The sequence below is a fragment of the uncultured Microbulbifer sp. genome (assembly GCF_913055755.1).
In the GTDB taxonomy this organism is placed as follows: Bacteria; Pseudomonadota; Gammaproteobacteria; order Pseudomonadales; family Cellvibrionaceae; genus Microbulbifer.
Window position 1 is genome coordinate 31,717 of the sequence record NZ_CAJXKH010000008.1, and the last position, 18,600, is coordinate 50,316.

Annotated in this window: 19 protein-coding genes and 1 other RNA gene; 13 read left to right on the forward strand and 7 right to left on the reverse strand. The window is 60.0% G+C overall.

Annotated elements, in window-relative coordinates; translation table 11 throughout:
• The first annotated feature begins 54 nt into the window (after positions 1-54).
• The 7 genes from QZ511_RS03105 to QZ511_RS03135 all read left to right on the forward strand — a co-directional run bounded on the left by QZ511_RS03105 (position 55) and on the right by QZ511_RS03135 (position 6,381).
• Complete coding sequence (locus tag QZ511_RS03105) at positions 55-684, forward strand: glutathione S-transferase N-terminal domain-containing protein (RefSeq protein WP_295798798.1); 630 nt, start codon at positions 55-57, stop codon at positions 682-684.
• A 23-nt stretch (positions 685-707) separates the two neighbouring features.
• Complete coding sequence (locus QZ511_RS03110) at positions 708-1,100, forward strand: ClpXP protease specificity-enhancing factor (RefSeq protein WP_295798800.1); 393 nt, start codon at positions 708-710, stop codon at positions 1,098-1,100.
• 74 nt (positions 1,101-1,174) lie between these two features.
• Positions 1,175-1,852, forward strand: a complete 678-nt coding sequence (locus QZ511_RS03115; RefSeq protein ID WP_295798802.1) for a response regulator transcription factor — start codon at positions 1,175-1,177, stop codon at positions 1,850-1,852.
• On the forward strand, positions 1,849-3,114 hold the full coding sequence (locus tag QZ511_RS03120) for a HAMP domain-containing sensor histidine kinase (RefSeq protein ID WP_295798804.1): 1,266 nt from the start codon (positions 1,849-1,851) through the stop codon (positions 3,112-3,114). Before QZ511_RS03115 ends, QZ511_RS03120 begins: the two co-directional genes overlap by 4 nt.
• A gap of 163 nt (positions 3,115-3,277) precedes the next feature.
• The gene (locus tag QZ511_RS03125) at positions 3,278-4,882 is read left to right on the forward strand and encodes a phosphoethanolamine transferase (protein WP_295798806.1); all 1,605 of its coding nucleotides are present in this window, start codon (positions 3,278-3,280) and stop codon (positions 4,880-4,882) included.
• Entirely contained in the window at positions 4,875-5,612 is a 738-nt protein-coding gene (locus tag QZ511_RS03130) for a phosphatase PAP2 family protein (RefSeq protein ID WP_295798810.1), read from the forward strand. The genes QZ511_RS03125 and QZ511_RS03130 overlap by 8 nt, the downstream gene beginning before the upstream one ends.
• A gap of 151 nt (positions 5,613-5,763) precedes the next feature.
• A complete protein-coding gene (locus QZ511_RS03135; protein ID WP_295798813.1) occupies positions 5,764-6,381 on the forward strand; it encodes a Yip1 family protein in 618 nt (205 codons plus the stop codon).
• Between the two features lie 137 nt (positions 6,382-6,518).
• On the opposite strand, the gene QZ511_RS03140 is transcribed toward QZ511_RS03135, so the two are convergent.
• Complete coding sequence (locus QZ511_RS03140; protein WP_295798817.1) at positions 6,519-8,498, reverse strand: M48 family metallopeptidase; 1,980 nt, start codon at positions 8,496-8,498, stop codon at positions 6,519-6,521.
• 11 nt (positions 8,499-8,509) lie between these two features.
• Positions 8,510-9,106: a LemA family protein gene (locus QZ511_RS03145; protein WP_295798820.1), complete on the reverse strand. Its 597-nt coding sequence runs from the start codon at positions 9,104-9,106 to the stop codon at positions 8,510-8,512.
• Positions 9,107-9,328: 222 nt separating this feature from the next.
• Here QZ511_RS03145 and QZ511_RS03150 point away from each other — a divergent pair, with 222 nt between their 5' ends.
• Entirely contained in the window at positions 9,329-10,519 is a 1,191-nt protein-coding gene (locus QZ511_RS03150) for an acetyl-CoA C-acyltransferase (RefSeq protein WP_295798823.1), read from the forward strand.
• 109 nt (positions 10,520-10,628) lie between these two features.
• Here QZ511_RS03150 and QZ511_RS03155 read toward each other — a convergent pair whose 3' ends face one another.
• From QZ511_RS03155 to QZ511_RS03170, 4 genes are read right to left on the reverse strand one after another with little or no spacing between them, the layout of a single operon-like run.
• The gene (locus QZ511_RS03155; protein WP_295798826.1) at positions 10,629-11,195 is read right to left on the reverse strand and encodes a BON domain-containing protein; all 567 of its coding nucleotides are present in this window, start codon (positions 11,193-11,195) and stop codon (positions 10,629-10,631) included.
• A 36-nt stretch (positions 11,196-11,231) separates the two neighbouring features.
• The gene (locus QZ511_RS03160) at positions 11,232-11,825 is read right to left on the reverse strand and encodes an SIS domain-containing protein (protein ID WP_295798830.1); all 594 of its coding nucleotides are present in this window, start codon (positions 11,823-11,825) and stop codon (positions 11,232-11,234) included.
• A gap of 28 nt (positions 11,826-11,853) precedes the next feature.
• Complete coding sequence (locus tag QZ511_RS03165) at positions 11,854-12,234, reverse strand: YraN family protein (protein WP_295798833.1); 381 nt, start codon at positions 12,232-12,234, stop codon at positions 11,854-11,856.
• Positions 12,235-12,262: 28 nt separating this feature from the next.
• Positions 12,263-14,161, reverse strand: coding sequence for a penicillin-binding protein activator (locus tag QZ511_RS03170; RefSeq protein WP_295798835.1), 1,899 nt, complete (start codon positions 14,159-14,161; stop codon positions 12,263-12,265).
• Between the two features lie 35 nt (positions 14,162-14,196).
• Here QZ511_RS03170 and rsmI point away from each other — a divergent pair, with 35 nt between their 5' ends.
• On the forward strand, positions 14,197-15,039 hold the full coding sequence (gene rsmI / locus QZ511_RS03175; protein WP_295798839.1) for a 16S rRNA (cytidine(1402)-2'-O)-methyltransferase: 843 nt from the start codon (positions 14,197-14,199) through the stop codon (positions 15,037-15,039).
• A 74-nt stretch (positions 15,040-15,113) separates the two neighbouring features.
• Positions 15,114-15,500: RNase P RNA component class A (rnpB, locus tag QZ511_RS03180), an RNA gene on the forward strand.
• 138 nt (positions 15,501-15,638) lie between these two features.
• Here rnpB and QZ511_RS03185 read toward each other — a convergent pair.
• A complete protein-coding gene (locus QZ511_RS03185) occupies positions 15,639-16,319 on the reverse strand; it encodes a phosphoadenosine phosphosulfate reductase family protein (protein ID WP_295798842.1) in 681 nt (226 codons plus the stop codon).
• 568 nt (positions 16,320-16,887) lie between these two features.
• On the opposite strand from QZ511_RS03185, the gene mraZ reads away from it, so the two are divergent.
• Genes mraZ through ftsL form a run of 3 tightly spaced genes read left to right on the forward strand, consistent with a single transcriptional unit; the run spans position 16,888 to position 18,561 of the window.
• The gene (gene mraZ / locus QZ511_RS03190) at positions 16,888-17,331 is read left to right on the forward strand and encodes a division/cell wall cluster transcriptional repressor MraZ (RefSeq protein ID WP_295798844.1); all 444 of its coding nucleotides are present in this window, start codon (positions 16,888-16,890) and stop codon (positions 17,329-17,331) included.
• A 26-nt stretch (positions 17,332-17,357) separates the two neighbouring features.
• A complete protein-coding gene (rsmH, locus tag QZ511_RS03195) occupies positions 17,358-18,284 on the forward strand; it encodes a 16S rRNA (cytosine(1402)-N(4))-methyltransferase RsmH (protein ID WP_295798847.1) in 927 nt (308 codons plus the stop codon).
• A 4-nt stretch (positions 18,285-18,288) separates the two neighbouring features.
• Positions 18,289-18,561 (forward strand): cell division protein FtsL, encoded by a 273-nt coding sequence (gene ftsL / locus QZ511_RS03200; protein ID WP_295798851.1) that lies wholly within the window; start codon positions 18,289-18,291, stop codon positions 18,559-18,561.
• Positions 18,562-18,600 lie beyond the last annotated feature (39 nt).

The following is an 18,600-nucleotide window of genomic DNA, read 5'->3' on the forward strand; positions in this document are numbered from 1 at the left end:
TTTTTGATAGATGGCCGGCAATAGTGCCGGCATGTAGATTGAGGTAGTTCCACAATGGGTGTGCCGACCAACAAGCGCTCCTCCATGACCTTCTTCTCTGATGGTCGTTGTCATTTCAGCCACCGCGTGCGCATTGTGCTTGCAGAAAAAGGTGTGTCCGTCGATATCGTCGATGTGGACCCCGAAGACAAGCCCGCGGAACTGGCAGATCTCAATCCCTACAACTCGCTGCCAACCCTGGTTGATCGCGAGCTGGTGCTGTTTGAAACCAAGGTGATGATGGAATACCTCGACGAGCGCTTTCCACATCCGCCGCTGCTGCCGGTATACCCGGTTGCCCGTGCCCAGAGCCGCCAGATCATGTATCGTATCGAGCGCGACTGGTGCCCGCTGGTAGACAAAATCCTCGCCGGCGGTAAAGACGCCGCTGCGGCACGCAAGGAGTTGCGCGACAGCCTGGTGGGTATTGCGCCCATGTTTACCGATCTGCCGTACTTCTTTAACGAGGAGTTCTCACTGGTGGACTGCTGCATGGCACCGCTGTTGTGGCGACTGGAGCAGCTGGAAATTGCGCTGCCGAAAACCAAACAGGCCAAGCCGCTGCTGGACTACATGGACCGTCTCTTCAACCGCGAAGCATTCCAGCAGAGCCTGACCGAATTCGAGCGCGAAATGCGCTCCTGAGGTGCTGATTGAATAAACCGCCGATGACATCCAACCGCCCGTACCTGCTGCGGGCGTTTTACGAGTGGATCACGGACAACAAGTGCACGCCTTACCTGCTGGTGGATACACACCTCCCCGGAGTGTTGGTACCGCAGCAGCATGTTAATGAAGACGGGCAGATAGTGCTCAATGTCTCCGAGACCGCTGTGGTGGGGCTGACCATGGATAACTACGCTATCCGTTTCAGCGCCCGCTTCGGTGGTGTACCGACGGATATCCAGGTTCCCGTTGGTGCCGTCGTGGGTATCTACGCCCGCGAAAACGGGCAGGGAATGGTGTTTGAGCCGGAGGAGACCCCGGAGCCGCCGGAACCCACGCCGCCCACAACCCTGAAAAAGCCCGCCAAAAAGCCCTCTCTGCGCGTCGTGAAATAGAGGCGCGCAGCAGCTCCCGATGGGCCGGCTCTCGTAGCCGGCCATCACAGTCTTTTGCCGATAGTGAGTAGCTTATGCGTATCCTGGTGGTTGAAGACAACCCGGATATCCTCACCAACGTGCTCGATTATCTCGAGATCAAAGGCTATAGCGTCGATTGTGCCCAGGACGGCCTTACCGGCCTGCACCTGGCTGCCAGCCATCACTACGACCTGATCGTGCTCGATATCATGTTGCCGGGTATCGACGGTTACCTGTTCTGTCAGCGATTGCGGGAGGATGCCCGCCGTGACACACCGATCCTGATGCTGACGGCACGGGATGCCCTGGAGGACCGGTTGCGCGGACTCCGGGCCGGTGCAGACGATTACCTGGTCAAGCCCTTTTCACTTGCCGAACTGGTTGCGCGGATCGAAGCGATTACACGCCGCAGTCGCGGTGCAGGCGTCGGTGAGCTGCGTGTGGCAGACCTGATATTCAATCCGGCGACACACCAGGCCAGCAGGGCCGGACACCCCCTCAAGCTAAACCCGATGGCGACGAAGCTACTGGTGCTGTTGATGCAAAAAAGCCCGGCGGTGGTTCCGCGGGAGGTCCTGGAGCTGGAAATCTGGGGGGACGACGCCCCCGACAGTGACAGCTTGCGCAGTCATATTCATCAGTTGCGACAGGTGGTCGACAAGCCCTTCTCTCACCCCCTTATTCATACCGTGCACGGTGTTGGTTACCGTCTTGTGGAGCTGGTCGAGTGAAGGCAAAACAGCCATTGCGGCAGCGTATTGTCATCGCCTTTGTGCTGATGACGCTGCTGATCAGCGCTGGCTTTTCAATCGGTATCGTACAGATTGTCTATCTGGTCGAAGAGCATCTCGTAACTGAAGAGATGCACTCGCGACTGCAGGCTGCGATGGATGCACTGGGTACCGGCCGAGCACCTGCGCTCGATAGCGATCAACAACTGTTCACCGATTCCACGCCCCAGTTGTTGCCGCCGCTCGAGTTCGCCAGGGTCGGGAAGGGGTTTTCCGAAGTTGTGTCGGGGGAGCAGGCCTTCTACGCCTACAAAATAAACCGAGACGGTTTTGCCTATATCCTGGTGGAAGATCAGCAGGAGTTCGAAGCCCGCGAGCAGCTACTGTTCGATGGTGTACTCATCGGATTTGTGGCGAGTCTGCTGATCGCGTGGATCTTGGGCGAGCTAGTGGCGAAGCGGGTGATGCAGCCGGTGGTTTCGCTCGCCGACGAGGTGCGTACCGGTTCGACTGCCGGGGGTAAGGAGCGGCTTGCCAAGGATTATGCGGATGATGAAGTGGGGCGTTTAGCGGCGGCGTTTGATGACACGCTCGAGCAACTGGGGCGCTCGCTGGAGCGGGAAAAGCTGTTTATCGGTGATGTCAGTCACGAGCTGCGTACACCGTTGATGGTGATCGGAACCTCTTGCGAGCTGCTCGCTGGCTCACACGGGCTGGATGCAAAGCAACGGGCGCAGCTCGAACGGATCCGCCGTGCCAGTGAGGACATGCTCGAACTGGTGAAAACCCTGCTGCTACTTGCGCGCGAGCGCAGCGATAACGATGGGGGGCATTCTCTGGTTTCGCTGGCAGCCGCTGTGGGGGAGCAGAATGCAATCTGGAGTGCGCAGTTTACTGCCCGGGGAATCGATTATCGTTGTGTGGTAGAGAGCCCCGACCCGGGGCAATACCAGAGCACCTTTCTGCGCACCGTCATTTCCAACCTGTTGCGCAATGCACTGCACTATACCGATCAGGGGGGCGTACGCCTGGTACTGTACCGCGGCGGTTTTCGCGTCGAGGATACGGGACCGGGGATCGCCCCGGAACAATATGCGCACGTGTTCCGGCCGTTTCAGCGCGGAAGCCACGCGCGCGGGGAGGGCCTCGGCCTGGGGCTTTCACTGGTAAAGCGGATTTGTGAACACCAGGGCTGGGGGATCAGGGTCCTGCCGGGCGAGCCCCGCGGTTGTGTCTTCCAGGTAGATTTTTCCGCAAAGTAAATTCTGTGCGGTGTCGCTGACCTTGGCGCCAATATGACCCGGATACCGGATATTACGGGGATGTATTCCTGCATTTCACGAAATTTTGACATTTTTCTGACGCCCGCCTGACTCCCCTGCACTTAGTGTCACCTCAGTAATGGTCGCTGAAGGTAGGCACAGCATGATCCGGGTTGCTCAACGTCAAATTTCTGCAGGGGCTGCCGTTTTCGCCGCGGTACTTTGGATGGTATTGCTCTGCAATGTATCTTTTTTTTCCAACGTTTTTGACAGTTACCCAGCGAGTCCGGGGAATATCGCCTTTGTGGTATCCCTGGGTGTCCTGCTTGTTGCCCTGCTGATGTTGCTGATGGTCCCGTTCAGTGAAACCCGGGCCATGAAGCCGCTTTTGATTGTGAGCCTGTTGCTTGCATCCATGACCGCATATTTTATGGACTCCTATCATGTCATAGTCAGTACGGAGCTTGTCTCCAGTGCAGTTCAGACGGATTCGTCCGAGACACTCGGGCTGCTGAATCTGAAACTGGCTATCTATCTGGTTTTTTTGGGCGTGCTGCCGGCGATCCTTCTCTACCGGATCCCTGTGCGCAGACGGAAGTTTGCTGCGGCACTGGTTGCACAGTTGAAACTACTGGCTGTTTCTCTCTTCACGATCATTCTGGTACTGCTCAGTTTCAACTCTGCTTATGCGTCGTTTTTCCGCGAGCACAAGCCCCTTCGCTTTTATGCCAATCCCATCGCGCCGATCTATGCGGTAGTAAAGTATGCGGATGAACAATGGGGTAGTGAGCGTTCCCTGCCGTTTCAGCAGATAGCACCGGATGCGAAGCAGGTGTCGGCAGCGGGCAAGCGCAAACTGGTTGTGCTGGTGGTTGGTGAGACGGCGCGCGCGGATCACTTCTCTCTCAACGGGTACGCGGTCCCCACGAATCCGAGGTTGTCGCAAATGGGGGTCACCAGCTTTGACAATGTCTGGTCCTGCGGTACCGCCACGGCCATTTCTGTACCATGCATGTTCTCGGTGCTTGACCGCGCGCACTATGGCGAGCAGCGGGCTCGCAGCACCGAAAACGTGCTGGATATTCTGCAGCGAGCCGGGGTAAATGTGGCCTGGCTGGACAACAACTCCGATTCCAAAGGCGTTGCTCTCAGAGTCCCCTATATCAACTATCGCGACCGCGCAAACAATTCTGTCTGCGATGTTGAATGTCGAGATGAGGGGATGCTGGAAGGCGCCAGAAAGTATATTGCTGAGCATCCCGAAGGTGACATTCTGATGGTGTTACACCAGATGGGGAGTCACGGTCCCGAGTACGCCAAACGCTACCCTTCCAGGTTTAACCACTTCTCGCCCAGCTGTCACAGCAATCTGCTGGAAAACTGCAGCGAGGAAGAAATCAGGAATGCCTATGACAATTCGATCCTGTATACGGATTATTTTCTCAGTGAAGTGATTGGGTATCTGAATAGCGTTTCGGATGATTTCTCCCCGGCGATGATATATCTCAGTGACCACGGCGAATCCCTGGGGGAGAACGGAATTTTCCTGCATGGATTTCCCTATGCCCTCGCACCAGACGCACAGAAACATGTGCCGATGATTTTCTGGAGCGGGGAAGGTTACGGCCGGGAGCAGGCCAAGACGGCCGGGAAAGGTTTTACTCACCGAGAGTTTTCCCACGACTACCTGTTTCACACCCTGCTCGGGCTGATGGCAGTCGATACCAAGATCTATCAGCCGGAACTGGATATCTTTGCCAATGGATAAGCAGTTCTTTACGCGCCAGTTTGCCATTGCCGTAGCCTGCCTGCTGCTCGCGGTGGTGCTGTTTGATTTCACCAGCATTGATCTATGGGTGCAGCAAAAACTCTATCGCCCTGACGTCGGCCAGTGGATCCTGGACAAGCAGGATCCGACGTTGCGGATGCTGTTTTATGACGGGCCTAAATCGCTGCTGACTTTGCTGGCCAAAGTGGTACTGCTGGTACTGATTGTGTTTCGCCGCAACGAGCTGCTGGGGAAATATCGCTCGGGATTACTGATCGTGCTGGTGTCGACGCTGGTCACCGTAGCGCTGGTGGGTGTATTGAAGTCGCTGACCAATGTGCCCTGTCCAAAGGACCTGAGCCTGTTCGGTGCCGACCATCCCTACGTCACCTTCCTGCATCGCCTGCCGCTTGTGGACACGCTGCCGCGGGTGCGCTGCTTTCCTGCGGGGCACGCGAGCGGGGGATTTGCGCTGCTTTCGCTGTTTTTCCTGTTCCGGCGTCGGCGCAATCAATGGATTGGTTTTGCCGTGGGGATGACGCTGGGTTGGATTCTGGGGATTTACAAGATGCTTATCGGTGACCATTTCCTGAGTCACACAGTGGTGACCATGTGTCTCGGCTGGCTGGTGTCGCTGTCTGTGGCTGCCTGCGTCTATCGCTGCTCAATGCAATCGGCAACTCGCCTCGAGCCATCAACCGGGGAGACCGAAGCCGAGTCGGTTCGTTAATTGTTTTCCGGAAGCCGCGATTGATATTGCCGGTCAGTGAGTGGCGACAAATGGGAGGCGGTAAAAACTGACGCCTGATTCCTGTTCCGGATTGGTCAATTCCCCCCGGCCTTCCGATACTGCAAACAAGCCGTACTCGGGAGGAAATCGTGTGAAGCTTTTGAGTCATACCATCGGAATTTTTACCAATCCGGACAGGGAGTGGCAGGCCATTCGGTCTGACAAGCACTCATTCCTGCAGGTTTTTTTCAGCCATGTGCCGATTCTGGCCCTGCTTCCCTGTATTGCGGGTTACATCGGAGTTACCCGGATCGGATTCGAGCTGGGCGGTCATCTGACCAAACTGACGCCTGCGAGCGCGGCTGTGCTGGCGGTTGTCACCTATTTCGCCATGCTGGTGGGGGTTTATCTGCTTGGCGAGTTTATCAACTGGATGGCCAAGTCTTATGGTGTCGAGGGTGACGAGCCCACCAGGCATTACGAGGGAACTGCACTGGCGGTGTTTGTGACCACGCCGATTTTCCTCGCGAGTATGGTGGTGATTTATCCGCACCTGTGGCTGGTGACTGCGGTGGTGGGGCTGGCGGGCGTGTATTCCGTCTACCTCATTTACGAGGGAATTCCGATCCTCATGAATATGAGCAAGGAGCGGGCTTTTCTGTACGCCGGGGCGGTGATTACCGTGGCCCTGGTCATGATGGTAACCGTCATGATTGGCTCGGTTATCCTGTGGACCATGGGGATTGGCCCGGTATACCAGCACGCCTGACCCTGATGCGGGGCACGCCAGGAAGGGCGTGGGCGTCAGGTGGATAAATCGGGTGGAGAAATCTGGCCCGGAAAGAGTGCCGAATCGATAAAAAAGCCGACCAGCAAGGTCGGCTTTTTTACGCCTGGGAAAAAGCATCAGGATGTCTGGGGTGCGGACTCCGAAGACTTCCGCGCATCCTCTGCAAGTGGTTCTTGCGCTGATACTCCGTCAGGTGACAGCAGCGGCGGCATGGGGCAATCCAGGCAGTCGGCCACTGCCCGCAGGAGTTCGACCTCCTCCGCGGCAACACGGTTGTCGTGGCTGATTGTGGTGACCATGGCCTTGAGCAGTGCGGGCTTGCGCAGTGGCGGCATTGTCGCGGCAATGGCCAGCGCTTTGTCGAGCCGCTGCAACAGGATATCGCTCTTGGCCGGCAGTGGTGTAATCGCAAGGCCCAGTTGTGCCAGACCGGCGTCATAGGCTCGCTTCGCCGGCAGGTATTCACGGTTGTCGGCGTGGGCCATTGCCGCCAGTAAATAGCGGCTGGCATCGCCTTTCGCGCGCTTGTGGCTGCTCAGGCGCTGGCGATCCGGTGTGCCTTCCAGTGCGTGCATCAGCACCCGGTACAGTGCCCATTCCCACACATCCACACGCCCGTCGCTGCGCAGCAGCTTGATCAGGTTGCGCTTGAAAACCTGGTACTGCTGCGGTGCCAGGTCCTTGAGTGCCGGTACACACAGATCCAGTAGCGGTAACCGGCAGGAGGTATCGATGGATGTGACCTGGGGCAACAACTGCTGCAGCGTGCGTACCACCGCGGGGTGGGCCACTTCTGCGAGCAACGTTGTCTGCACGGTTCGCTGTTGCGGGTGCATCAGCAGCGCGTACACCAGTGCGCGGGCCGAAAAGGGGTCGCGGGCGGCGCGCTGCAGCGATTCCGGTACCCGCGCCAACAGCGCCTGGCTGAGGGCGTACTGGCGCCCATCGGGATTGCCGATACTGTTGTCGATGGCGTCAATCAGGGTTTTGCTGTCACTGCCGCGGCTGAGCCCACCGGCGGGGGGCGCGGCCATCGTGGAAACCTGTTCGTGCCCGGTTGCGTCGACCGCCAGGCCGGCGCCGGATTCACTGGTTGCCATCTGCCCTTGCCACTGGGGGTCCAGCCGCCGGATGCGGGCGGGCAGCGGCGGGTGGGTGGAAAACAGCGCGACAAAAGACTGCTTCAGTCCGCTGGCAAAATACATATGGCTGAATTCTGACGCGTTGGTGGCACTGATGCGGGAACCCGCGCTGTGGCCGCCGATCTTTTTCAGCGCCCCGGCTATTCCCTGATTGGTGCGGGTAAATTGCACCGCGGAGGCGTCCGCCAGGTATTCCCGCTGGCGACTTACCGCGGATTTGATCAGGTTGCCGAAAAATGTCCCGGTATAGCCAATGGCGATCAGGCCGGCACCGATGCCCAGCAGGGCACCGCGGCCGCGATTGTTGCGCCCGCTGCTCCAGGAGGAGCCGCGCAACAGCCAGTATCCCGCGAGGCCGATAATCAGAATGCCGTGGAGCAGCCCGACGATACGGATGTTCAGGCGCATATCACCGTTGAAGATATGGCTGAACTCGTGGGCCACCACGCCCTGCAGTTCCTCCCGGTTGAGCCGTTCGATACAGCCGCGGGTGAGGCCAATCACCGCATCGGTGGGTTTGTAGCCGGCGGCAAAGGCATTAATCGCCGGGTCTTCCAGCACATAGATGTCCGGTACCGGGGTGCCCGAAGCGATCGCCATTTCCTCGACCACGTTTACCGCGCGTTTTTCCGCGGCATCCCTCGGCGCAGTGTTGATTTTTCTGCCGCCCAGGGACTCCGCCACGGCGCGGCCGCCGTCCGCCAACTGGCGCAGCTTGTACAGGCTCGCCAGTGCGATCACCGCGGCAATGCACAGCGCTATACCGGCGACGGTGTTCCATCCGAGCACCTGTCCCATGGCGGCGACGGAAAATTCCTGGCCGCGGGAGTAGCTCAGGATCGCCGCACTGAACAGGGTGGTAATGGCGATAAGTCCCGCTACCGCGGTTGCGAACAGGCCGACAAGCAGCAGCGAATTGCGGCGCGCCTGCTGCTGGTATTCAAAAAAATTCATGGGTTACGCCGTCAGAATTCGATGCGCGGGGCAGCCTGAAAGGTTTCGGAGTCGGCAAATTCCAGCAGTTTGCCGTCGTTGCGGTGACCGAAAAAGCCGGCAAAAAACACCGGTGGGAAGCTCTGCTTGAAAATGTTGTAGGTCATCACCGCGTCGTTGAACGCCTGGCGGGCAAATGCAACCTTGTTTTCGGTACTGGTCAGCTCTTCGGTGAGCTGCTGCATATTCTGGTTGGCCTTGAGGTCCGGGTAGGCTTCCATCACCACGTTCAGGCGTCCCAGGGCGCCGGCAAGTGCGCCTTCGGCGCTGCCCAGGTCGGCAATGGCGGCGGCGGATCCGGGGTTGCTGGCGGCGGCCTTGAGGCCGGCGAGGGCGGTATTGCGCGCGCTGATCACCGCTTCCAGGGTCTCTCTCTCGTGCTTGAGGTAGCCCTTGGCGGTTTCCACCAGGTTGGGAATCAGGTCATAGCGACGTTTCAGCTGCACCTCGATCTGGGCAAAGGCGTTCTCATAACGGTTTTTCAGCGCAACCAGACGGTTGTAAATACTGACAACGTAGAAAAACAGTGCGGCGATGATTACCAGCCAGACGATCGTAGAGATATCCATAAATTGGGCCTTTATTATTCCTGCAAACAAGGTCGGGTGTTGCGTCGAATACTACCATGCTCGATTCCGACGGCGCCGGGGGAATTTATCGCAAATTCGCGTCGTTCCGCCCAAAGGCGGATAGTCGGAAGTTCGCTACTATCGGGTATAATCCGCCCCCGTAATGATGAGAGGCCGCCGGCGCCAGCCGGGGCGGCAGAATGCATAAATCGGAGTAATCCTATGAGTAATCACGCTTCAGACCCGGTAGTCATTGTCGGGATTGCCCGCACGCCCATGGGCGCCATGCAGGGCGCACTGTCCGCGCTGAGCGCACCAGAGCTGGGTGCCGCGGCAATTCGCGCCGCGCTGGCGGATGCCAAGGTGGATGCGGCAGACGTCGGCGAGGTGCTGATGGGTTGTGTTCTGCCTGCCGGTGTCGGCCAGGCGCCGGCCCGCCAGGCGGCCCTGGGGGCCGGTATCCCCGAAGGTGTCCCCACGACCACGGTCAACAAGGTGTGCGGTTCCGGTATGAAGACCGTGATGATGGCGCGTGACGCTCTGCTGGCCGGTGATGTCAAAGTGGTGGTTGCCGGCGGTATGGAAAGCATGAGCAATGCGCCCTACCTGCTGCCCAAGGCCCGCGGTGGCATGCGCCTGGGCCACGGTGAGGTCCAGGACCACATGTTTACCGATGGTCTGGAAAACGCCTACGACGGCCAGTTGATGGGGACCTTTGCCGAGGCGACTGCAGAGAAGTTCGGGTTCACCCGGGAACAGCAGGACGCCTTTGCGCTGGAGTCCCTGGCCCGCGCCAGCGCCGCCATCGAGAGTGGCGCATTCCAGCGCGAAATCGCTCCGGTCACGGTACAGAGCCGCCGGGGGGATGTGGAAGTGAGCGTGGACGAAGGCCCGGGCTGTGCCCGCCCGGACAAGATCCCGCAGCTGAAGCCGGCGTTCCGCAAGGACGGTACCGTCACTGCGGCCAATTCCAGCTCCATTTCCGATGGCGCCGCAGCACTGGTGCTGATGCGTGAAAGCGAAGCCAAGTCCCGCGGCCTGAATGTGCTGGCGGTCCTGCGCGGCCAGAGCCAGCACGCACAGCAGCCGGAATGGTTTACCACTGCGCCGGTGTGTGCCATGTCCAGCGTGCTGGAAAAAGCCGGCTGGGGCGCAGACGATGTGGACCTGTTTGAAATCAACGAGGCCTTTGCGGTGGTGACCATGGCAGGCATGCGCGAGCTGGGTCTTGCGCACGAGAAGGTCAACGTCAACGGTGGCGCCTGCGCCCTGGGTCACCCGCTGGGTGCCAGCGGTGCCCGGGTGATCGTCACGCTGCTGGCGGCACTGGAAAATCGCGATCTGAAAAAAGGTATTGCGAGCCTGTGCATCGGCGGCGGTGAGGCGACAGCGATTGCGATCGAGCGCCCGTAAGCACAGCGGTGTGAAGACACCCTGAAAGTAGATCTTGGAAATAGATCGCCAATAAAAAACGGAGGCCAGTGCCTCCGTTTTTTTTATTGGCCCGGGTGTGGGAAGTCCGTCAGTCGATATACTCCACCGCTTTCACCACTTTCTGAACGCCGCCGACGGTGCGCGCGACTTCCGCCGCATTCTCCGCTTCCTGGCGGGTCAGCAGTCCCATCAGGTAGACCACACCATTCTCGGTGATCACCTTGATGCGGCCACTGTCTATTTCCTTGTCCGCCAGCAGCACACTCTTGACCTTGGTGGTGAGCCAGGTGTCACTGGTGCGAGCCAGTACCGAGGTGGTACCGCGGACCTGAACCTCGTTATACACCTGGCGCACCGAGTGCACCTGTTGTGCGGTGCGCCCGGCCAGGTTGCGCAGTTCGTTGTCGGGTACCTGCCCGGTCAGCAGTACCACGCCGTTAAAGCTGGTGACATCGATATTCGCCGCCTTGAGTGCGGGGTGTGCCTTGCCGATATTGACCTTGGTAATGGTTTCCAGCTGCTGGTCATCGATATAAGTACCGAAGGTGCGCTCGCCCGGATCCGGCTGGATGGGGCCGTCATGGGTGGCGTCGAGTACCGTCGCGCAGCCGCCAAGCAGCGCAACCAGGCTGCCGGCTAAAATTACTTTGATCATTTTTCCCTTCTTTCCGGAAACGGAATTATTCATGGTTTATTCCTCGTATCCGCCAAACAGACTGCTGTCGACCAGGTCGCACAGGCAGAAAATAGTCAGTAGGTGAACCTGATGTACCTCGGAGGCTACCGCAGAGGGTACGCAGAGTTCGATGTCGTGAATATCGAGCAGCGCGGTGCAGTCGCCGTCCCCCTCGCCCCCGGTCAGAGCGAGCACGCCCATATCGCGGTCGTGGGCGGCGCGGATGGCCTGAACCAGGTTCGAGTCGCGGCCATCGCTGCTGATGATTACCAGCAGGTCTCCGGGCTGGCCCAGCGCGCGCACCTGCCGCGCGTAAGACTCCGCACGGCCGTGATTGCGGGCCACGGTGCCGGTGGTAACGCCGTCACCGTTGAGCGCAATTGCCGGCAGGCCCGGGCGCTCCCGTTCAAATCCTCCCAGTAACTGGGCGCAAAAGCTTTGTGCCAGTGCGCCACTGAGGCCGTTGCCGCAAACTAGCAGCTTGTTTTCTGCCAGCAGGGTATGCACGATCATTTCGCTGGCTTCGGCAATCAGGGGCGCCAAAAGTTCACCGGCATTCATCGTCGCTTCAATGCTGTGGTGAAAGAGGGTTACGACTCGTTGTTCCATTTAGCTGATGCTGTCCTTTCGGCTGGGACTATTGTCCGAATGCATTTTTTATCCACTCAATATTCAGGGGTGGTGTTTCCCCGTGGCCTGCAGGCGCCCCGCCTGCGTGCTCAATTGCGATTACATCGAAACGGCAGGGGCAGTCGAGCCTGCGGTACTGCAGGTAATTGCTGGCGGTCGCGTGTAATTTTCGCTGCTTGCGCCAGTCCACCGACATGCCCGCACCACCGAAGCGATTGCTGCGGCGGAAGCGCACTTCGACAAAAACCAGTGTTTCGCCATCCCTGGCAATCAGGTCGATTTCACCAAAACGGCTCTTGAAATTGCACTCCAGGATTTTCAGGCCGGCGGCGCGCAGGTGCTGGGCCGCGACCACCTCCATTTGGGTGCCGACTGTCGTGGTATCCATAAAATTCCTTTTCCATGGAGGGTTTGAATCAGTTTGTCGCGGCGCTCCGGTCTTCCACCTGCGGCTGTGTGCGATTGTCTTCGGAGGAAGTGATCGGAACCGGGGCGCCTTGGTCGATCTTGGCCCAGATCTGTTCCCGCACCACGCGGCCGTCCGGCGACAGGCTGAGTGCACCGGTGAGGCCATACACCCGTTGATTGGGGAATTGGCGCAGCATCGGCAGGCGCGGGTACAGGCGGAAGGCATCGGCGCCCAGCGCATACAGGCGCGCAAACGCCGGTGCGGGGGCGGCCTGCTCTTCAATGTTGCGCTTGGTCTTGTTGTCGCCCTCGAACAGCCACGGCATCGCGGTAAAGCGCACCCCGTTGAGGTCGCGGTCGCGCTGGCGGTTCACGGTGCCGGCAAAAACCTGTGAAGTGGAGAATACCGGCAGCTCGCTGGCATAGAAGTAGGTCAGCATGGGATTGATCTGGCGTGCCTGCTGGGGTTGCGCCAGTACAAACAGCATGTCGACATCCCCGCGGCGGCGGGGGGTGAACTTGAGCGGCGCGGCCAGCTTGCTGCGCAGTTCGCGCTCGCGGGCCTTGCTTTCGGGAATCAACAGAGCGTCGCTGACGAGCTGGGAAAAATTGGTATTGTCGCGGTAATTGCGGCTGATGCTCACGCTGCCGCCCAGGCGGTTCCACTCTTCGGTGAAGGCCTCGACCCCGCGCTGCCCCCAGTTGGATTCCGGGGCCAGGATCATCGCCTGGCGATGGCCCAGTCGGTAGGCCTGTTGCGCCACCTGGCGGGCCTCGTCCTCGATGGCGAGGCCGAACTGCACCAGGTCGCCGGTGAGGCGGCCGCTGTCGCCGTAGTTGAGGGCCAGGGTGGGCACCGGCAGCGTTTCGGTGGCGAGCAGGTTGGCCACCCTGTTTTTGTCCAGGGGGCCGACAATGGCCTGGGCACCGTTGTCGATGGCAGTCTGGTACACCTCTTCAAACGGGCGCTCGCTGCCGGTGTCGTACACCTGTACTTCCGGCGTCGGTGCACCGGCGTCCAGGGCGCTGTAGTAAGCCGCCATGAAGCCGTCGCGAATCGCGCGCCCGGCGGAACCCAGTGAGCCGGAGAGCGGCAACAGCAGGGCGACGTTCTGGGCGCGCTGGTTGGCGAGTTGCTCCAGTAACTGCAGTGCCTGCGGCGGGTGACTCGCCGCGGTGTGTGTCGGCCACTGCTGTTGCCAGCGGGAGAGGGCAGTCAGCTGGGTGCTGATGTCGGCCTGGGTGTCGCGGCCGAGCAGGGCCAACTGGTACCAGGCGCGCATATCCGCACTCAGGGCCTCGTCGGCGCGCAGGCGCAACTCGCTGGAGGGCAGCTGGGTGAGCAGTTGCCAGAAACCGTCATTGTTGGCATTGATGGCCTGGTCGTCGCGGGCGATGGCGGCGATGCGCTGGCGCTCGTGAATACCGCTGTCAATATCGCCCATCAGGCTCCACAGGTCCGCGCGCAGGTTGCGCAGGGGCAGTGCCGTTTCCGCGGGAATCTGGTACCAGGCCTGTTCCAGGCGCGGCGCGCTAACCAGGTCCAGGGCCTGGAAGAAGTCGTCGTCCGCCGCCAGTATCTCACCGTAAACCCGCGCATACTGGGCGAACTCAGGATCGCTGAGGTTCTGTGCGTCGATCTGACTGGCGGCCTGTTCGGCAGTCGCGTTATCGCCCAGAGTGTATAGAATGGCGGCCGCCTGCAGCTGCTTGCGGTCTTTTTCCGGGGATGGCAGCTGGCGCGCGCTGTTCAGTAGCTCGATTGCGCTCTGGCGGTCGGCAATGGCGGCGCTGGGTTCCGTGGGGATCTGGGCGCCGGGCTGCGAGCTCGGGGTCTGGCAACCGGCCAGGGCCAATGCCAGCAGGCTGGCGGCAAATACAGGGGTGCGCCGTAAAAGGGCGGACATATTCTTCTCCCACAAAACTTATTCTGGAGTGAACTATGGGGCCGGATAAAGCGTTGCTTTATATCGTCGCTACGCCCATTGGTAATTTGGCGGATATGGTACCGCGAGCGGCTGAAGTTCTACAATCCGCCGATCTGGTTGCGGCGGAGGACACCCGTCACAGTCAGAGACTTTTTTCCCATTTCAATATCGAAACCCCCCTGGTGGCCTACCATGACCACTCGGACGACCAGCGTACCGAGCGTTTGTTGGCGGAGCTGGAGGCGGGCAAGACCGTGGCGCTGATCTCGGACGCCGGCACCCCGCTGATCTCCGATCCGGGCTACCGGCTGGTGCGGCTGGCCCGCGAGCGCGGTTTCCGGGTGGTGCCCATTCCCGGTCCCTGTGCCTTTGTGGCCGCGCTGTCGGCAGCGGGGCTGCCCAGTGACCGATTCACCTTTGAGGGTTTCCTGCCCGCCAAGCCCCTGGCCCGGGAGAAGGCGCTGCAAAACCTCGCGTCAGAAGTGCGCACCATGGTGTTTTACGAGGCGCCCCACCGGGTGGCCGACACCCTGGATGCCATGGCAGCCGCATTCGGCCCTGAGCGGGAGGCGGTGATTGCGCGGGAAATTTCCAAGGCTTTCGAGACCATCCACCTGCTGCCGCTGGCACAACTGGCGGACTGGGTGCGAGCCGACAGTAACCAGCAACGGGGTGAGATAGTACTGCTGGTGCGGGGCGCGGAACCGCAGAAGAGCTCAGAGCTGGATGCAGAGGCCCGCCGGGTCATGGAACTGCTGCTGGCGGAGCTGCCGCCCAAGCGCGCTGCAGCCATCGCTGCGGAGATCACCGGGGTCAACAAAAAGGCCCTGTACAACTGGTCGCTGGAGCGGAAATAGGCAGGGTTGAGGTTGTCCTGAAACCGTCAAAAAAGCCCCTTGCATTGGCCGCCCGTGCTCATTACTCTTCGCGCCGAGTCAGCCAGGCAATCGCTGCTGCCAGGCCTTCGGGTCGGGCGGTGGAGGAAAGTCCGGGCTCCATAGGGTGGGACGCCAGGTAACGCCTGGGGGGCGCGAGCCTACGGAAAGTGCAGCAGAGAGTAGACCGCCGATGGCCTTCAGACTTCGGTCTGGGGCACAGGTAAGGGTGAAAGGGTGCGGTAAGAGCGCACCGCGCGGCTGGTAACAGTCCGCGGCATGGTAAACCCCGTTCGGAGCAAGACCAAATAGGCCCCCTACAGCGCAAGCTAGAAGGTGTGACCCGCACTGGGGGCGGGTAGGTCGCTTGAGGTGTGTGGTGACACACATCCCAGATGAATGATTGTCCGCGACAGAACCCGGCTTATCGGCTGACTCACCTAATTCCTGTCCTTCGACCGCGGCGCTTGCGCCGCCGGTTGAATGCCCTCCCTGGCAGTACGTCCGTGTATCTTCCCGATAGGTCCAAACTGGCTTCGGCCCGGGCCCCGTTGGCTGGTACCCGGTAAATACGCCGTGAATTACTTCTGCAGCAGCAGGCCGCACTCGCGGTGCTCTTCGCCCTTGGTGGGGTCGAAGTAGACGTCGTTGTCCGGCAGATCCTGCTCGTACACATACTCTTCCACGTCAATTTCCTTGAGGTGGAACATGGGCGCCACGCGAATGGTGCCATGGTTGCCCTTGGTGAAGATATCCAGCCCTTTGCGGTGGGCGTTCTGGTCGTGGCGGATGCCGTTCAGCCACACGTCCGGTTTCAGCTCCTGCATGGCGCGGTTGAAGGGCTCGAGCTTTACCGTGCGGGAGAAAAAGTCGTGCTCCGGGGTGTCCAGCGGGGGAATGCCGCCGTACACCGCGTTGTAGTGGGCAGCAGACATCTTTGGCGAGAAGGTGTGCAGGTTCAGGTCCAGCAACTTGATCACGCGCTCTATGTGGCGGTAGGTCTCCGGCGTGTTGTAGCCGTGATCGACCCAGATCACCGGAATATCCGGCTTGGCCCGGGTAATCAGGTGCAGGAAGGCCACTGCCAGCGGGCGGAAGTTGGTAAACACCACCGGGTTTTCCGCCTGCTCGACGGTGAACTGCATGATTTCGCTGGGCTTGCTGTCTTTGAAGCGCTGGTTCAGGGCATCCAGGTCGGCGCCGTGATGAAAGGTGCGCACCTGTTCCGCCGCCTGTCTGTTGAGTCCTGCTGTAAAGCCCATGGGTGGTTTCCCGCTGGATTGATCGATGGTGCAAAGCTACCCTGACTTCATCTCGGTGAAAAATAATAAAAGCTGATTTTTATATGCGTTATAGTTCTAAGGTGTCCCATTGCCTGCAGTCGGCGGGGCTGCGACTGGCGGGAATCCGTTAGCGTCCACTCACATTTTTCCTTTCTGTTCCCCCTCAAGGGGCTCGCTCGCAAAGTTAAAGTAACTTGTCAGGTTGCATGAGTAAGTGCTTGCTCTGTTGTGCATTTGCTCGCCACTCGTCTTGCCTGAAATGTAAACACTTCGCCTGCAGGCCGCGAAACTACTGGGTTTTTTCTTCCGGGAAGCCGTCGATTTCCTTGACTTTGCACCATCCAGATTTATAGTGTCGTTGGTGGGGAAAAGTGGATATTTGTGGGTCTTAGTGGAGCATTTGTGGAAGTGAGTGGATATTCACGTACCGCAGGTGAAAAACGCGCAAGTTTTGATCGGTTTATGGCGCGTGCCTCCCGGATCATCCACTGTCTCGGGCCCGTGTGTCGGGCCGCAACTGAACTGAAATTAACCAACGGTTGGGACCGTGTATCTAGGTAGCCACGCAATCAACATGGACGCCAAGGGGCGTCTGGCGATTCCGGCGCGTGTCAGGGACACGCTGCTGGAGGATTGCGATGGCCGTCTGGTCGTAACCGCGCATACGGAAGAGCGCTGCCTACTCGTCTATCCAGAGGCGCAGTGGCGTGAGATTCTTCCTAAAATTGAAGCGCTGTCCAGCTTCAACAAGGTTGCCCGGCGGGCGCAGCGACTGTTGATCGGTTACGCCTGCGAGCTGCAGGTGGATACCAATGGCCGGGTGTTGATCCCGCCCACCCTGCGGGAGTACGCGGGGCTGGAGAAGAAGTTGATGCTGGTAGGGCAGGGCAAGAAGCTCGAGCTCTGGAGCGAAGATCGCTGGATGAGCTGGCTGGACGACAGCGAAGGCGAGGGTGAAATGCCGGAAGAAATGGCCTCCCTCTCTCTTTAATTGGCAGATAAACGCAGGAGAACGGGGTGTCCCAGGAGCTGCATCGCAGTGTGTTGTTACGCGAGGCCGTGGATGCCCTGGTGGTGGATCCGGCCGGCTTCTATATAGACGGCACTTTCGGCCGCGGCGGACACAGTGCGCTGGTTCTCGAGAAGCTCAGCCCCGAAGGGCGGTTGCTCGCGGTGGACAAGGATCCCCAGGCTATCGCCTACGCCGGCGAGCGATTTGCCGGGGAGCCGCGGTTCCAGATCTGGCACGGGTCTTTTGCGGATATGGATCAGGCGGCCGCGTCGATGGCCGGCCAGGTGGATGGCATCCTGCTGGATCTGGGGGTTTCCTCGCCGCAGCTGGATCAGGCGGAGCGGGGCTTCAGCTTCCTGCACGACGGCCCCCTGGATATGCGCATGGACACCAGTCGCGGCATGAGCGCGGCGGACTGGGTCAACAGTGAGTCCGAGGCGGAGCTGGCAAGGGTATTCAAGGAGTACGGCGAAGAGCGATTTGCGCGCCGTATGGCCGGGGCCATAGTGCGCCGGCGCGGGGAAAAGCCGTTTGAGCGCACGCTGGATCTCGCGGAAGTGGTGAAGGCTGCCAATCCGGCCTGGGAAAAGGGCAAGCACCCGGCGACCCGGGTGTTCCAGGCGATCCGGATACACGTGAACGGGGAGCTGGATGATCTGCAGCAGGCGCTGGAAAAGTCGCTCTCGCTGCTAAAACCGGGCGGGCGCCTGGTGGTGATCAGCTTCCACTCCCTGGAAGACAGGATGGTGAAGCGGTTTATCCGCGAAAAAGAAAAAGGGCCGCAGCTGCCCCGCGGGCTGCCGGTGATGGAGAGCCAGATCCAGAAGACTCTGAAGTCGGTGGGTAAGGCGGTCAAGGCCGAAGGGCGTGAGATCGATGAAAACGTCCGCTCCCGCAGCGCGGTGATGCGCATCGCAGAGAAGCTGGGCTGAGGGAATGGGAAACAAGGGGTTGCTGGTTGGGCTCTGGTTACTGGTGATGGTCTCGGCGCTCGGCGTCGTGCATACCACCCAGGAGAGCCGGGCGCTGACCGCCAGGCTGGAACAGGCGCAGCGCCATCGGGACGAGCTGCGCTACGAGCAGGAAAGGCTGTTGCTGGAGCGGGGCGCCTGGTCCGCCTATAGCCGCATCGAGCAGGTTGCCAAGGACAAACTGGACATGCGGGCGCCGAAGCCCGCCGAGCGGGTTCTGGTGTCACCGGAACATTGATTTCGCAAGCAGATAAATAAGCGCGCGGGAAAGGCGCAG